This window comes from Protofrankia sp. Cas3 (assembly GCF_963555955.1).
Classification (GTDB): domain Bacteria; phylum Actinomycetota; class Actinomycetes; order Frankiales; family Frankiaceae; genus Protofrankia.
The window spans coordinates 1-14,136 of the sequence record NZ_CAUVXP010000155.1; the positions used below are offsets into that span (position 1 = coordinate 1).

The window sequence follows — 14,136 nt, forward strand, 5'->3', positions numbered from 1 at the left end:
AGAGCAGCGTCAATGTCCGGTACAGGTGGATTCACGCTGCGGAGCATTGCACACGAACCGTCGCAGAGTCGAGCCATTCAGCATCTACCGCAACCGTAGTTTGTCCGTTGTTATCAGCGTGGGTTACGGGAGCCCTCAATGATCCTGGCGGGCATGGGTGAGTACGGGGCTGCCAACGCCATCCGGTCAGCTCAGGTCGTCCAGTCGGCCATGGTTACGATCTTCAGTGGCGGGCACGGCGATCTCAGCCGAACACCGCCATAGCAAGCAGCGTCGATCAAACCACCAGATGACGCAGCACCTCGTCTGCGAAGGAGGGGGCACCTGCGCGGGACAACTTGTCGAGAAGATCGAACACTGTCAGGGGTGGCCTTGTCGTGTCACCAGCCTGTTGCTCAAGGACAGCAAGTATCCGCGGAGGGCTGAGGTCGAGCTGATCGAGCAAGAAGCCGTCCGGCGAGATCGCGTCGATGCCGTGCGGAGCGAGGTGCTTCGCCGGGAAGTCCTTCAAATTCGGGGTGATGATGCTGCGGGCTCCTCCCACGATGGCCGCGGCAAGCACATGACGATCGTCAGGATCCGGGAGGTCAAGTCCCGTGACAAGGGGCTGCCAAGCGGCTGGATCGACGCTTGCGTCCTTGAACGCCTGATCCATCATGCGCAGACGCCTTGCAAGGATGGCTGAATCCAGATCTGGGTGGATTTCAGCCAGCGCGCGCCGCACCTCCTGAAGGATCTTCGGGGACCACAGCGGCCGGTAGAGCCCACACTCCGCCAACCGCAGCAGTGTGTCCGTCAGGACAACGGGGACGAGCGATGCTGCATCCAGCAATGCGACGTGCATAGGCCGTCAATCGCCCGCGTGGCGTGCCCGCTGAAGCGCCTCGCGATAGTCAGCCGCTGACATCTCGTACAGGCCGGTCTCCTGTGCGGTGCGGGTCAGTTCACTCAATACGGCCTGACGCTCGGCACGACGCCGCTCCTGATATTCCAAGAGATCGTCGATGCGTACTCGACGGTGACGGCCAGGACGCTCATATGGAATTTCGCCACGTTCGAGAAGCTTCACCAACGTGGGTCGGCTCACGCCAAGGACGTCGGCAGCCTCCTGCGTGGTGAGCCGACGAGACATCGGGCTGATCGTGACCGCCTGTCCCGCAAGCATGGCTCGCGCCACGTCGACCAACACGTCGACGAGAGCGGCAGGCAGGTCGACTGCCTGGCCACCTGGCGGGACGAGCGCGGCGGAACGGGACCTCTTTCTCATCACGAGGTCGCCATCCTCGGCAGGACCTGCTCCGATGGGGCTAGAAGGGCTCCCGTCCCCTGTCTCGTTTCCGACTGCGAGAAGCGCCGTCATGAGACGACGTAGCTGGCCCACATCCTCCGGGGGTAGAACGGTGTGGCTCCGGAGCGGCTCGAGCGCTGCGGCGATCATATCCCCACCCTGCCACAAATCGAAAGAAACGCAAGCCTGCGCAGGGCCAACGTCCCGTACCGAGCCCGTCCAGCAGTCAGGCCGCGGTTCCGCGACGGCAGGCGTGCTGGCCGTCGATCACGGCCGTGCCGGGGCAGGTGGGGTTGCTGTCGGTGTGTCCCAACGGCGGGGCGGACGGCGGCGCTGCGGCGGAACCGCGGTCAGAGCCTCGGAAGGGTCGACAAAACGGCCCGATGCGGTATCAAGAACCCAGGTGTGCGCGGCGGGAATGTCGAAGTAGAGGCCCACGAGCTCAAGCGGACCCCGTTCCAACGCGCGCCGCACAGCCGGATGGCCGCTCAGGTGCTCCAGCTGAAGCACGACGTTCGCCCGGCCCAGTTGTTCCAGGGGCGACAGCATCTCCGTACCGGGCAGGGGCATCCGGGCCAACGCCGCGCGCGCATGGGTCAGCCAGCCCGCCAGCGCGGAGTCGGGATCCCGGTCGAGGTCGTCGGACAGCAGCGCCTGCATGGCACCGCATCCCGAGTGCCCGCACACCACGATCGAGGGCACCCGCAGGACGTCGACGGCGTAGTCCAGCGCGGCGGTCACCGACAGGTCGGCGTTGCGCCCACCGGCGATCGGGACGATGTTGCCGACATTACGGACAGTGAACAGGTCGCCGGGTCCACTGCTGGTGATGATGTTCGGGACGACCCGGGAATCGACGCAGGTGAGGAACAGCGCGCTGGGACGCTGACCGTCCGCGAGCTCCCCGAGGGTGCCGCGCAGCAGCGGAGCGGTCCGGCGGTGGAACTCGGCGACCCCCACCAGCATCGTGCCGGCGGCATCCGCGCGGTGCGCGTCCCCGTGGGAGGCCGCCAGCTCCTGCCACTGCGACCAGGGGGCGAACCAGCGGGGCAGGTGCGGAACGACGGTACGGCGCCGCTTGGCCTGATCCTCACGTGACGATCGGAACCAGGTGTGGCCGATCTCGTCGACGGTCACCTGCCCGCCCGCCCGCTCGTGCTCGGCGCACCAGGCGTGCAGATGGTCGAACGCCGCATGATCGAGATAGTCGACCACCAGTTCGATCGACACACAGGACCCGGTCGGCACCCGGCCGAGAACCCGGGCGAGGCGCGGCAGGGACAGGAAGCTCAAGGTGCCCTCCACGTCCACCCGCCATGCCTGCCCGGACGCGACGAGACGGATGTTCGACCACAGCACCCGACGCAGAACCAGCCCGAGGGCGGTGAGCATCCCGAGTGCGACGCCCTGGAGCAGGTCGAGCGCGACGACACCAACGAGCGTGACGACGTACACGGGCAGCTCGCCGTGACGCCGCACGTGCCGCAGATGGGCGACGTCGACCAGCCGGACCCCGACCACGACGAGCAGGCCGGCCAGCGCGGACAGCGGAATCCACTCGACCGCTCCGCCGAAGAACAGGGCGAACAGCGCCACCCACACGCCGTGCAGGACGGCTGAGGCCCGCGTCCTCGCCCCGGCCGCGACGTTGGTGGAACCGCGCACGATCACACCGGTCACCGGCAGCCCGCCGGCGAGGCCCGCCAGGACGTTGGCAGCCCCCTGCCCGAGGAGTTCACGGTCGAGGTTGATCCGGCCCGGCGTCCGACCACGCGTGGTGGCCAGCTTCTCCACCGCCACCGCGGACAGCAGCGACTCCATGCTCGCCACGATCGCAATGGTGAGGACGCCCAGGACGATCCCAGACCAGTCCCGGTCGGGAAAGGCCGGCAGCGACAGCGAGCCGAGGATCGACCTGGGCAGGTCGACCCGGGGCAGGTCCAGGTGGACGGCGGCGGCCAGAGTGGTCCCAACGACGACCGCGGCGAGCGGCGCGGGGATCGCGCGCAGCCCGCTCGGCAGCCGGCGGACCAGCCGGGGCCACAGCAGGATGACGGCGATCGTCATGGCCCCGATCAGGGTCGCGCCGCTGTGGCTGTTGACGATCCGGCCGGGCAGGGTCACGATGTTGTCGATGGCGTGGGCGTCGGGCGCACCGCCGAGGATGACGTGCAGCTGGCCGATGGCGATGGTGAGCCCGATCCCGCCGAGCATGCCGTGCACGATCGCGGGCGACACGGCGAGGGCTGCGCGGGCGATCCGACTGACGCCGAAGATGATCTGGAGCACACCGGCGGCCGCGGTCACCGCGCACGTGACCCGCCACCCGTAGGTCGTGATGAGCCCCGCGATGACCACGGTGAGCCCGGCCGCGGGCCCACTGACCTGCAGGCAGACACCGCCGAGCGCCCCCGCCACGATCCCACCGATCACAGCGGCGATGAGACCGGCGGCGACCGGCGCGCCCGTGGCGACCGCGATACCCAGCGACAGCGGCATCGCGACCAGAAACACCACCAGCGACGCCTGCACGTCCGCCCGCAGGTGCGCCCGCAGGGCCATGTCAATCTCCTCGGGATCGAATCGGCACCGGACGGGATGTCGCGATGGAGATCGCCCTCGGATGGGTCGCGCAAGCCGACGACCTTGCCTGTCACAAGGGCCGCCCGGTGGGCGCCCCTGCCCGCATCCGACCGCCGCAGCGATGGGTGAACCACACCGGACAACGACAGCGGACCGGCCGGGGTTTCCGGATGTGATCTTTCCTCAAGAAGGAGAATTCGGCTGCGGCCCAGGTGGTCGCCTGCGCTGGCTCAGCCAGTCGCCTGAGCTGGCTCAGGCGGTCGCCCGCTGCGCGACCGTCCGGCGGACCACCGCGAGCGCGGCCGCGATCGCCGTCGCGTCGGTGCCACCGCCCTGGGCGAGGTCGTCCTTGCCCCCACCGCCACCGCCGAGGACCTTCGCGGCGCCGCGGACGAGCTCCCCGGCCTTGATCCCGCGGTCACGCGCGGAAGCGCTCGTACCCACCACGATGACCGGACGCCGGTCCACCGCGGCCGCCGCCGCGACGACCACCGGACGGTCGGCGGCGACTCTGCCGCGGATGTCGAGGACGAGCCTACGAAGATCATCCGCGGATGTGCCGTCCGGCGCATGGTGGGCGACGAGCGCGACCCCGCCGACGTCCTCGGCCGCGCTCGCGAGGTCACCCGCCGCGGCCAGCACCTGTGCGGCCCGCAGCTTCTCCAGCTCCTTCTCGGCGTCGCGCAACCGCCCGAGCACCCCGGCCAGACGCTCGGGCACCTCGGCCCGGGGCGCCTTGAGCACATCGGTGATCTGCGCGACGAGCACGGCCTCGCGGGCCAGGTAGCGGTAGGCGTCCAGGCCGACCAGGGCCTCCACCCGCCGGACCCCCGCCCCGACCGAGGACTCGCCCAACAGCTTGACCAGGCCGAGCTGCCCGGAACGGCGCACATGCGTGCCACCACAGAGCTCACGGGAGTACTCGCCGATCGAGACGACCCGCACCCGGTCGCCGTACTTCTCGCCGAACATCGCGATGGCGCCGGTCCGGCGTGCCTCGTCGGCGTTCATCACCTCGGCGTGCACATCGAGATCCTCGATCAGCACCTGGTTGATCGTCTCCTCCACGTCGGCCAGCACCGACACCGGCACCGCACCGGCGCAGGAGAAGTCGAAGCGGAACCGGCCGGGCGAGTTCTCCGAGCCGGCCTGCGCGGCGCTCGGGCCCAGCGCGTCCCGCAGGGCCTGGTGGGTCAGGTGGGTGGCGCTGTGGGACCGCGAGATCGCCCCCCGCCGGGCCGGGTCGATCTCGGCCCGCGCGTGCATCCCGACCGTGACCCCGCCCGAGCGCACCCGACCACGATGGACGATCAGCCCTGGTAGCGGCTTCTGCACATCGAAGATCTCGATCTCGGTACCGTCGTCGAGGCGGACCGCGCCGCTGTCAGCCAGCTGGCCACCGCCCTCGGCATAGAACGGCGTGCGGTCGAGCACGACCTCGACATCGCTTCCCTCGCCGGCCTCGCGGGCGGGTGACCCGGCCACCAGCAGCCCGCGGACGACGGCGTCCCCGGCGGCGCTGTCATACCCGGTGAACACCGACGGGCCGGCCGCCGCCAGCACGTCCCGGTACGCCGAGGTGTCCACATGCCCGGTCTTCTTCGCCCGGGCATCGGCCTTGGCACGCTCACGCTGCTCGCCCATGAGCCGGCGAAAGCCCTCCGCGTCGACGGTCAGGCCCTGCTCGGCCGCCATCTCCAGGGTGAGATCGATGGGAAACCCGAACGTGTCGTGCAGCTGGAAGGCCCGCGCACCGGTGAGTACACCGCCGCCCGCCTTCTTCGTCTCGCTCGCCGCCAGATCGAAGATGGACGTCCCGGTGCGCAGCGTCGCCAGGAACGACGCCTCCTCGGCGGTCGCCACCGAGTCGATCCGCGCCCGGTCGGTGACAAGTTCGGGATACTGCGGGCCCATCGCCTCGATCGTGACCGCGACCATCTCGGGCATGGTCGCGTCCGGTGCACCGAGCAGGCGCATGTTGCGAATCGCGCGGCGCATCATCCGGCGCAGCACGTAGCCGCGTCCCTCGTTGCCGGGCAGCACGCCGTCGCCGATGAGCATCACCGAGGTGCGCACATGATCGGCAACCACCCGCAGCGACACGTCGGAGGACGCCGCGGCGCCGTAGCGGGCACCGGTGAGCTCCGCGGCCCGGTCGAGGATCAGCCGGGAGGTGTCGATCTCGTAGAGGTTGTCGACGCCCTGGAGCACCGCGGCGAGACGCTCCAGGCCGAGGCCGGTGTCGATGTTCTTCGACGGGAGATCGCCGAGGATCGGGTAGTCCTTCTTGGACGACCCCTCACCACGGATGGACTGCATGAAGACCAGGTTCCAGAGCTCCAGGTAACGCTCGCCGTTCACGGCGGGGCCCCCGTCGATCCCGAACGCCGGCCCGCGGTCGTAGTTGATCTCCGAACAGGGTCCACACGGCCCCGGCACACCCATCGACCAGAAGTTGTCCTCCATACCGAGGCGTTGGATGCGCTCGGCCGGCACCCCCACCGTCGACCGCCAGATCTCAGCGGTCTCGTCGTCGTCGAGATAGACGGTCACCCACAACCGGCTGTCGTCCAGCCCGTACCCGCCCGCCGCCACCGGCGTGGTGAGTAGTTCCCAGGCCAGGGGGACAACGGTCTCCTTGAAGTAGTCCCCGAAGGAGAAGTTCCCGCACATCTGGAAGAAGGAACCGTGCCGGGTGGTCCTGCCGACCTCTTCGATGTCGGTGGTCCGCACGCATTTCTGGATGCTGGCCGCGCGGGTGTAGGGCGGGCGGACCTCGCCGAGGAAGTACGGCTTGAAGGGAACCATTCCCGCGTTCACGAGCAGCAGCGTGGGGTCGTCCGCGATGAGGGACGCCGACGGCACGACCGTGTGCCCGCGCTCGGCGAAGTAGCGAAGCCAACGGCTCGCGATCTCAGCGGACCTCATCACAAGCCTTCCTCACCGATCGACCGACGATCCCGGCCCATCGTAGCCAGCCGGCCCCCGTCATCGGCGCAGCAGGCCACCGGCGAGATCCAACATCTGCGCGGTCCGGGCGAGGGCCGCGCTCAGCCGCCAAGCCTGCGCGACCGCCTCCTGGATTCCGACCAGCCGCCCGATCGCACCGCAGGTGGACGTGCGGGCAGCCCGCTGGCGGAACTGCTCGAGCGCGGTCCGCGCGGTGTCGATCGAGCCACGGACCCCGGCGAGCCGCGGCAACAAGCCGGTCCCGGCGCCGGCTGTCCCGGCGCCGGCCGGGACAGCCGGGACAGCCGGGCGGAGAGCCGCGCCGACCGTGACGACGGCCGGCAGACCGACCACGGCGAGATCGTCGACCGCAACCGCCAACGAACGCGTCGTGTGGACGGGACAGCCGACCAACGGCACCCGCCCAGCTACCGCGAAAACCGGCCCCTGGGTCAGCCGCCTGGCCGCCGTCGTCTCGCGGGCGATCGCCTCAGTCGTCCGGTGGAGCTGGCCGACCGAGAGGCCGCGACCAGCGGAAAGCCCGCGTTCGAGTTGAGCGAGCTGGGTCTGGGCGACCCGCAGGTGCGCTTGCGCCAGCCGGCCGCGGACCACCGTCCAGACGGTAGCCGCGACGCCCAGCAGCGCCACAACCGCGGCCGCGACCACCAGGGCCCGAAGCCCCGCGGAACACCGGCCCCAGCGCGGCGCCGGCCGCCGGGTGCTCGGCAGGGTGCTTGTCCGGGGGCTTGTCCGGGGGCTTGGCCCGGGTTTCATCAGTAGCGCTGGCGCCGGTGGGATCCGGCCGCCTTCGCATCGAGTGCCAGCGGAGTCGTCAGGTTGGCCGGATCATCCCCCGAACCCTCGACAACGGGTTCGGGTTCGTCGATCGGCTCACGCTGGGTGGCGATCGCGATGCCGTCACCGTGGCCGGCCGTGGCTGGCAGCGGATCGACCGCGCCCTGGCTGGCAGCGCCGTCGTGGCCGTGCCGCCGCCCCAGCCCCATCCTGATCTGGAAGTACCCGCTGTACGACGGATAGCCGTAGGTCATGGCGTCCAGTTCCCTGGCGGGAATCATGTTGAGTACCGCTCCCAGTATCCGTGCATCCACCGTCCGTAGGACATCGCTGGCCCGGGTCAGCTGCTCACGCCGGGTCTTACCACTGCGGACGACCAGCAGGGTGCCATCGACCTGCGCGGCGAGCACGGCCGCATCGGTGACCGGAAGCACCGGCGGAGCGTCGATGAGCACAATGTCGAAGCGCCGGGACAACTCGCCCAGCACGTCGCCCATGTTGCGGGATCCGAGCAGCTCGCTGGGGTTGGGAGGCAACGGCCCGCTGGGCAGAACCTCCAGGCGGCCGCCGTCGTCGCCCCACGGCACAAGCACGTCGTCGAGGTCAGCGGCACCGATCAGCACAGACGTGAGACCGGCGGCCGTCTCGATCCCGAGATACTCCCCGAACGACGGTCTGCGCAGGTCCGCCTCGACCAGGGCCACCCTGGCCCCGGCCTGGGCAAGGGTGATCGCCAGGTTACAGGTGGTCGCCGTCTTGCCCTCTCCGGACATCGAGCTGGCGACCAGGATGACGCGAGGCGGTGTGTCCACGTCGACGAACCGCAGGTTCGTCCGAAGTTGACGAAATCCCTCCGACCGCGCGGACTGTGCGTCCAGCGCCCCGATGAGCGGATAACGGGCACCCGCGGGGTCCAGGGCGACCGCACCGAGGGTCGCCAGGCCGGTCGCCGCGGCGACGTCGGACTCGGTCCGCACGCTCGTGTCAAGCCTCTGACGGGCCACGGCCGCACCGACGCTCACGAGCAGGCCCAGCACAGCGCCGAGCGACATGGCACGGGCGGGCCTGGGCGCCACGGGTGCGGTCGGCAGCTTCGCGTTCTCCCAGACGCTCACCCGCACCGACGGCGGACTGCCCGGCGCCGCCGTCTCGATCTCCGCGACGGCGGCGGAAAACACCTCGCCGACCGCCGTCGCGATCATCTGGGCACGCCGGGCATCGCCGTCGGTCACGACAGTCTGCAACAACACCGTGTCGGGGACGGCGGTGGCCTTGATATGAGCCTGCAGGACCTGTGGCGAGAGGTCGAGTCCGAGCTTTGCGATGACCCCCGCGGCGATGCGGTCGCTGGCCACGAGATCGACATAGGACTTCACCCGCTGCTGGGACAGCAGGCCGCCCTGGTAGGCCGATGCCGCGCTGTCGCCGCCGTTCGACGACACCACCAGGGTCTCGGTGGCGGCGTAGACCTTCGCCTCCCGCCATGTGACGGCCGCGGCGACCAGCACACCAAGCATGACGCAGACCAGCAGAAGCGGCCAACTCCGGCGGAGCGCTCTGACATAGTCCCGAAGTTCCACCAACAGACCTGTCCTCTCCGGGCAAAGCATCCTAGTTATCGCAGCACCACGCTGCGCGACCAACATACTCGTTTCACATCCACACACTTACCATCAGTAGTTATTACTCTGTGGATCCATGAAGAAGCGAAGGGTTGTCGCCAGTCGAGGAGTCCGATGGTGGCGGGCTGTGGCCCGGCTGTCCCTGCTGGACCTGCGCTGGCGCGTCGGTCTACAGATCGGCGTCGACGCGGCATGTCTGTCGCTCGGTCTGGGCGCGGCCTACCTTGCCCGGTTCGGCCAGTCACCCGTGGCCGACGTCGAGTTCTGGGTGATCGCGTTTCTCGCGGCCTGCCTGTTGTACTTCACCGGAACAGCCCTGCACCTCTACCTCGGGCGATACCGGTTCGGTGGTTTCGACGAGGTACTCGCCCTGACCTGTTCGGTCGGGCTCACCACGGTCGGGATCGTCATCGTCGAGGCGACCATCGGCCGGCACGGCCCACTGCCGCTCGGGGTCCTTCCCCTTGCCGGCGCCGTGGGGCTGGTCGGGATGTTCGGCGTCCGCTACCTGTGGCGGCTGGCCGAGCAACGCAGCCGGCGCCGGCACCGCCCCGACACCGAGCCGATCATCGTCTTCGGCACGGGTGAGGGAGCCGACCGCGTGTTGGCCTCGATGCTGCACACCCCGGACAGCCCGTACCTGCCGGTGGCACTGCTCGATGACGATCCCCGAACCTGGAACCTGGCCCTGGGCGGTGTCCGGGTACGCGGTGGGCGTGACGCCATTGCCACGGTCGCCGCCCAGACCGGTGCGCGCACCCTCCTGGTGGCCATCCCGAGCGCCGACGGCACGCTGCTACGGGAGATCACCATGGTCGCCGAGGACGCCGGCCTCACCGTCAAGGTGCTCCCACGGGTGGTGGATCTCATCGACGGCCGCGTCGACGTGCGCGACATCCGCGACCTCGACCTCAGCGATCTGCTGGGACGTTGCCAGATCCAGACCGACGTCTCCTCGGTTGCGGGCTATCTCACCGGCAAGCGGGTTCTGGTCACCGGAGCCGGCGGCTCGATCGGTTCCGAACTGTGCCGCCAGATCCACCGCTACCACCCCGGCAAGCTGATCATGCTCGACCGCGACGAGTCAGCCCTGCGGGCCGTCCAGCTGTCCATCCACGGCCAGCCGATCGCCGACGACGAAGCCGTCGTGCTGTGCGACATTCGGGATGTCCAGGCCGTCGACATGCTGTTCGAGCAGCACCGGCCGCAGGTGGTCTTCCACGCCGCCGCGCTCAAACACCTGCCGCTGTTGGAACGCTTTCCCGGCGAGTCGGTCAAGACCAACGTCTGGGGGACACTTGCGATCCTCGACGCCGCAGTGTCCGTCGGCGTCGAACGGTTCGTCAACATCTCGACCGACAAGGCCGCGAACCCGACGAGCGTCCTGGGCTACTCCAAGCGGATCACCGAACGCCTGACCGCCCATGTCGCCCAGCATGCACGCGGGGTGCTCGTGAGCGTCAGGTTCGGCAACGTCCTGGGCAGCCAGGGCTCCGTACTGAGGGTCTTCGCCAGCCAACTGGCAGCCGGTGGTCCGCTCACGGTCACGCATCCGGATGTCACCCGCTACTTCATGACCGTCGAGGAAGCCGTGGAACTGGTCATCCAGGCCGGAGCGCTGGGTGGAAACGGCGATATTCTGGTGCTCGACATGGGCCAACCCGTGCGGATCGCCGATGTCGCCAGGCGGCTGGCGACTCGGGCGCCGCGCCCCGTCGAGGTGGTCTACACCGGGCTCAGCGCCGGCGAAAAGCTGCACGAGGAACTCTTCGACGACGATGAACACGACATCCGCCGCCATCACCCCTTGATCTCCTACGTGTCAGCGCCACCGGTCGAACGGCGGCACATCCTCGATCTCGACCCGTGGGGAGCGCCGGAGAGCACCAGGGCAGCGCTGCGTGTGCTCGCCCGCTGCGAGGACCTCGATCGCCAGCCGCGGCTGGCGGCAGTCATCCCCGCTCAACCCCGACCCGACAACGCGCCCACCGCGGTCGCCAACGAACGCTGATACGCGAACTACCCTGGGGCCGCCACCGACATGACCTTGATAAGCGCATCGGAGGCGTCGGAGATGTCGGACGGGTCGAGGGTCGGATGCACGAGGAGGGCGATCGCGGTGCGGCCCAGTTCCCCGGCCACCGGCAGGGGGGCCGCGGGCTGCCACCGCTGCGGCACGGCCGCCTCCTGGTAGACCTCCCCGCGGCAACCGGCGAAGCAGGGGATTCCCTCCGCCCGCACGGCCGCCACGACCCGGTCCCGACTCCAGCCGCCACCAAGCAGGTCAGCCCGGACAAACGCGTACCAGCGGTAGTAGGCGTGGCCGACGTGCGGGGGCGGTGCGGGCAGCCGCAACGCCGCGACGTCGCGTAGCCGAAGGGCGAGCAGCATGGCGTTGTCCCGGCGCCGCTCGACCATCTCCGGTAGGTGCGCAAGCCCGGTCCGGCCTACCGCCGCAGCCAGTTCGTGCATGCGGGCATTGGTTCCGAAGCTGTCGTGGACGATGCCCGGACCGCAGCGGTCATATCCCGCCAGGTCGTCCGGGTCCGGCCCGGGGCCCGCGTCCATCACCGTGAACCGTCTGCCATGGTCGGTGTAGGACCAGGCGGCCCGGTAGTACGCCGCGTCGTCGGTGGTGACCATGCCGCCTTCACCAGCGGTGCTGAGAATACTGTCACAGCCGAATGACCACACGCTGATATCGCCCAGGGTTCCGACCGGTCGACCACGCAGCGTGGCGCCGTGTGCCTGAGTGCAGTCTTCGATGACGACAAGACCGTGGGTTGCGGCCAGGTCCCGCAGCGCATCGACGTCCACCGGCCAACCGGCGAGGTGAACGGCGACAACGGCACGGGTCCGCTCGGTCAGAACCCGGCGGACGCAGTCAACGGTGATCGTCTGCGACTCGCCGTCGACGTCGGCGAAGACCGGCCGGGCGCCGAGTGCGGCAACGCAGCTGACCAACGCGATGGCCGATCGCGCCGGCACCACCACCTCGTCGCCCGGCCCGATCCCGACGACCCGCAGAGCGATCTCCAGCGCAACGGTGCCGTTGGCCACCGCCAGCCCATGACAAGCGCCCACGGCGTCGGCGAACTCACGCTCGAATCGCCGTCCTTCGCGGCCCGTCCAGTAGGTGACCTCACCCCGGCGCATGGTGGCCGTCACCGCGGCGATCTCATCGGGACGGAAGACTGGCCATGATGGATACGGCCGGTCACGAACTGGTCGTCCACCGTCGAGGGCTAGCCGGGACCTCGCCAAAATGCCAATAACGTCACTCCTAGCTTCTACTGTATCTCCCTTAGTAATATCACAGCACATGCATCCACAGCGGCGTCGAAAGGTGTCCAGTTGGAATCATCTGTCCCGCGAGTCATCGGGCAGCCGGCTGCGATGCATGAGACCGTCATCGCTTCACCTCCGCACTGGACAACGGTGTCGGCACGCGGGAGGCCGGGAGATTGAGCGGATCCACACATATGATCATCCGACGCAGGAGAATGGGCGGGTGAACGCTCAGTGGAAATCGTGGACCCGGGTGCGCGGCACGACCCGGCGGGCGCTGTTACCCCGGACCGCCACGCTCACTCTGTTCATGGTCACGGTCGTGACGGCGACGGTGCTGGCCGGCTGCGGCGGTACCACATCCCGATCATCGGCTCGGGTCCCGCCCGATCTGATCCCCCTCTTCCAGGAGGCCGCAGCCGTCTACGGTGTGCTCACCGCTGCGCAGCTCGCGGGTCAGGCACGGGTGGAGAGCAAGTTCAACCGCCTGGCGGTGTCCAGCGCCGGGGCGCAGGGCCTCATGCAGTTCCTGCCCGAGACCTGGCGGCAGTTCGGCGTCGACGGCAACGCCGACGGCAAGGCGAATCCGCTGGATCCCGCGGACGCCATCCCGTCCGCCGCGCGCTATGAGGCCCATCTCGCCGACCTCGTCCAGAAGCTGCCCGGCGACCGCGTGTCATTGATCCTCGCCGCCTACAACGCAGGGCCGCGGGCCGTCCGGGACGCCGGTGGAGTCCCCGACTTCGGCGAGACCCGGGCGTACGTCGCGAACGTCCACAACTGGGCCAGCCGTTTCAACGACCAGTTCTAGCCCACCGGCAATGCGCACGATCGCACGGTCCCACCGTGTTCCGGCAGCCGTGGTTCCATCATGCCGAAGGCCCCGGATCGTTGATGGACGGCCGACGGCGGCGCGATGATGGAGGAGACATGTTCGACGGTGGTGAGCGGTGACGCGGCCGACGACGGGCAACGACGCTCCTTCAGCCACGAGCGTGGCCGCCGGAGCCCTGCCCGAGCAAGCCGGCGCTCCCACCGCGGCCGAGGAGGTCATCCGGCGGATCGAACGGTCCAGCGGCATGCTGGCGAGCCGGGCCGTGGTGCGCATGCACGATGTCCTGCCCTGGTTTTCGAACATGTCGGCGCGCCACCGGGCTGACATCCAGATGGTGGTACAGGCGGGGATCTCCTCCTTCGTGGAGTGGTGCCGGCGGCCCGAACACGCCCGAGAGCTGTCCGGGGACGTCTTCCGGGTCGCCCCCCGTGATCTCGTCCGAGCGGTCACCTTCCGCCGCCTGGTCGACCTCGTCCGGGTGGCGGTCGAGGCGATCGAAGCCGAGGTGCCAGCCCTTGCCGGCCCCGACCACGAGCAGCGGCTGCTGGCCGATGTGCTGCGCTACTCCCGTGACATCGCCTTCGCCGGTGCGGTCGTCTACGCCCGCGCGGCTGAGGAGCGCGGCGCCTGGGATGCCCGGCTGGAGGCGCTCGTCGTCGACCATGTCGTGCGGGGCGAGGTCGAGCGGGCGCTGCCCTCGCGCGCGGCGGCGCTGGGATGGCGCAACCCGCCGGCGGTCGCAGTGATCATCGGGGACGCCCCGGACCACTCCCCCG

The 14,136-nt window shown here is 69.4% G+C and carries 9 protein-coding genes and 1 pseudogene; 3 read left to right on the top strand and 7 right to left on the bottom strand.

Annotated elements, in window-relative coordinates:
* Window positions 1-277: 277 nt before the first annotated feature.
* From U9983_RS22310 to U9983_RS22335, 6 genes are all read right to left on the bottom strand, one after another.
* Entirely contained in the window at window positions 278-844 is a 567-nt protein-coding gene (locus tag U9983_RS22310) for a PIN domain-containing protein (RefSeq protein WP_322751332.1), read from the bottom strand.
* Between the two features lie 6 nt (window positions 845-850).
* Window positions 851-1,267 (bottom strand): helix-turn-helix domain-containing protein, encoded by a 417-nt coding sequence (locus U9983_RS22315; RefSeq protein ID WP_322755894.1) that lies wholly within the window; start codon window positions 1,265-1,267, stop codon window positions 851-853.
* A gap of 288 nt (window positions 1,268-1,555) precedes the next feature.
* Window positions 1,556-3,850: a SulP family inorganic anion transporter gene (locus tag U9983_RS22320; protein WP_322755895.1), complete on the bottom strand. Its 2,295-nt coding sequence runs from the start codon at window positions 3,848-3,850 to the stop codon at window positions 1,556-1,558.
* A gap of 273 nt (window positions 3,851-4,123) precedes the next feature.
* Complete coding sequence (gene alaS / locus U9983_RS22325; RefSeq protein ID WP_322755896.1) at window positions 4,124-6,799, bottom strand: alanine--tRNA ligase; 2,676 nt, start codon at window positions 6,797-6,799, stop codon at window positions 4,124-4,126.
* 60 nt (window positions 6,800-6,859) lie between these two features.
* A complete protein-coding gene (locus U9983_RS22330; RefSeq protein WP_322755897.1) occupies window positions 6,860-7,486 on the bottom strand; it encodes a hypothetical protein in 627 nt (208 codons plus the stop codon).
* A 107-nt stretch (window positions 7,487-7,593) separates the two neighbouring features.
* Window positions 7,594-9,195: a polysaccharide biosynthesis tyrosine autokinase gene (locus U9983_RS22335; protein ID WP_322755898.1), complete on the bottom strand. Its 1,602-nt coding sequence runs from the start codon at window positions 9,193-9,195 to the stop codon at window positions 7,594-7,596.
* Between the two features lie 118 nt (window positions 9,196-9,313).
* Here U9983_RS22335 and U9983_RS22340 point away from each other — a divergent pair, with 118 nt between their 5' ends.
* Window positions 9,314-11,248 (top strand): nucleoside-diphosphate sugar epimerase/dehydratase, encoded by a 1,935-nt coding sequence (locus U9983_RS22340; protein ID WP_322755899.1) that lies wholly within the window; start codon window positions 9,314-9,316, stop codon window positions 11,246-11,248.
* A gap of 8 nt (window positions 11,249-11,256) precedes the next feature.
* On the opposite strand, the gene U9983_RS22345 is transcribed toward U9983_RS22340, so the two are convergent.
* On the bottom strand, window positions 11,257-12,561 hold the full coding sequence (locus tag U9983_RS22345) for a DegT/DnrJ/EryC1/StrS family aminotransferase (protein WP_416210313.1): 1,305 nt from the start codon (window positions 12,559-12,561) through the stop codon (window positions 11,257-11,259).
* Window positions 12,562-12,835: 274 nt separating this feature from the next.
* Here U9983_RS22345 and U9983_RS22350 point away from each other — a divergent pair, with 274 nt between their 5' ends.
* Window positions 12,836-13,336, top strand: coding sequence for a lytic transglycosylase domain-containing protein (locus U9983_RS22350; protein WP_322750516.1), 501 nt, complete (start codon window positions 12,836-12,838; stop codon window positions 13,334-13,336).
* 139 nt (window positions 13,337-13,475) lie between these two features.
* A pseudogene (locus U9983_RS22355) lies at window positions 13,476-14,136 on the top strand (PucR family transcriptional regulator); the annotation flags it as partial.

What these genes read in the sequence shown, in the direction of transcription:
- U9983_RS22315 (WP_322755894.1), bottom strand. Translation starts at nt 1,267, where the DNA reads ATGAGAAAGAGGTCCCGTTCCGCCGCGCTCGTCCCGCCAGGTGGCCAG.
- U9983_RS22340 (WP_322755899.1), top strand. Translation starts at nt 9,314, where the DNA reads ATGAAGAAGCGAAGGGTTGTCGCCAGTCGAGGAGTCCGATGGTGGCGG.
- U9983_RS22345 (WP_416210313.1), bottom strand. Translation starts at nt 12,561, where the DNA reads ATGTGCTGTGATATTACTAAGGGAGATACAGTAGAAGCTAGGAGTGAC.
- U9983_RS22310 (WP_322751332.1), bottom strand. Translation starts at nt 844, where the DNA reads ATGCACGTCGCATTGCTGGATGCAGCATCGCTCGTCCCCGTTGTCCTG.
- alaS (WP_322755896.1), bottom strand. Translation starts at nt 6,799, where the DNA reads ATGAGGTCCGCTGAGATCGCGAGCCGTTGGCTTCGCTACTTCGCCGAG.
- U9983_RS22320 (WP_322755895.1), bottom strand. Translation starts at nt 3,850, where the DNA reads ATGGCCCTGCGGGCGCACCTGCGGGCGGACGTGCAGGCGTCGCTGGTG.
- U9983_RS22350 (WP_322750516.1), top strand. Translation starts at nt 12,836, where the DNA reads ATGGTCACGGTCGTGACGGCGACGGTGCTGGCCGGCTGCGGCGGTACC.